The organism is Citrobacter sp. Cpo142, assembly GCF_030332425.1.
Taxonomy (GTDB): domain Bacteria; phylum Pseudomonadota; class Gammaproteobacteria; order Enterobacterales; family Enterobacteriaceae; genus Citrobacter; species Citrobacter portucalensis.
Genome location: NZ_JAOWHW010000111.1, coordinates 1 through 1496, shown reverse-complemented (window position 1 = coordinate 1496; position 1496 = coordinate 1). Strand labels below are relative to the sequence as shown.

The window sequence follows — 1496 nt, the reverse complement described above, 5'->3', positions numbered from 1 at the left end:
CAGAAGACGTCGTAAAGGGCTGGCAACAGAACGTCTGCCGCTGCTCCGTCCGGCGGCGCCCAATCTGACCTGGTCGATGGATTTCGTCATGGACGCACTTTCCACCGGTCGCAGGATCAAGTGTCTTACCTGCGTCGATGATTTCACAAAGGAATGCCTGACGGTCACTGTTGCCTTTGGGATTTCAGGCGTTCAGGTCACGCGTATTCTGGACAGCATTGCACTGTTTCGAGGCTATCCGGCGACGATAAGAACTGACCAGGGGCCGGAGTTCACTTGCCGTGCACTGGATCAATGGGCCTTTGAGCATGGTGTTGAGTTGCGCTTAATCCAGCCGGGCAAGCCAACGCAGAACGGATTTATTGAGAGCTTTAACGGACGATTTCGCGATGAATGTTTGAATGAGCACTGGTTCAGCGATATCGTTCATGCCAGGAAAATTATTAATGACTGGCGGCAGGATTATAACGAATGCCGCCCGCACTCCACGCTGAATTATCAGACACCGTCTGAATTTGCAGCGGGCTGGAGAAAGGGTCATTCTGAGAATGAAGATTCCGACGTTACTAGGGGATGTAAGCCGGAACCCCAGAAATTTCCGTCACCCTAAATAGCTGTTCCGAATAGTAGATCACCGGAGGAAGGGAACTCAGTCCAGTTTGTGCGATCTGATTAGTCGCTAAACAAAACAAGCCACACCCAAAGGACTGAGTTGATGCCTATCCTACCACCTCTGCCACGACCACAACGGCGCCGCATTCACAAAATCATCCATGCCACCCGTGATAAAGGACATGCTCGTCGCTTGATGGCCATCTTGCTGTTACATGAAGGACGCACGATCACCGATGTTCATCACCTTACCGGCGCTGCGCGCTCGACCATCGGTCGTTGGCTTCGGTGGTATCGAGATGAAGGCATAGATGCGCTAGAAGCCTTACCGGCTGGCCGTGCCCCAGTCTTACCTATCGCCAAGATTGTCACCTTACTGGTGCTGCTCATGCAGTTTTCTCCGCAAGATTTTGGTTATCAGCGCAGCCGTTGGTGTACTGAACTATTGGCTATAAAAATCAATCGGTTAACAGGGCTCAATGTGGCAGCCTCCACGCTCCGCCGATGGTTACCTCGTATGGGCATTGTCTGGCGCAGGCCCGTGCCGACCTTGCGGATAAAAGACCCAGCCTATCAGGAAAAAATGGCGAATATCGACGCCGCGCTGGCCCGCTGTGATGCCGATAATCCGGTGTTTTATGAGGATGAAGTCGATATAGACCTCAATCCCAAATTAGGAGCCGACTGGATGTTCAGAGCGCAGCAAAAGCGGGTTGTCACACCGGGGCAGAATGCCAAGCATTATCTGGCAGGCGTTCTCCACGCAGGCAACGGAAGGGTACTTTACGTCAGCGGGATCAAGAAAAACGGCACTGTTGCAAATAGTCGGTGGTGATAAACTTATCATCCCCTTTTGCTGATGGAGCTGCACATGAACCCATTCA

At 52.3% G+C, this 1496-nt stretch carries 1 protein-coding gene and 1 pseudogene; both read left to right on the top strand.

What is annotated here, in order from left to right; genetic code table 11:
• Positions 1-610, top strand: a 610-nt coding sequence (locus tag OGY18_RS09145; RefSeq protein WP_286552745.1) for an integrase core domain-containing protein, incomplete at its 5' end; no start/stop codon positions are given.
• 105 nt (positions 611-715) lie between these two features.
• Positions 716-1429 (top strand): annotated as a pseudogene (locus OGY18_RS09140) (IS630-like element ISAhy2 family transposase); the annotation flags it as partial.
• Positions 1430-1496 lie beyond the last annotated feature (67 nt).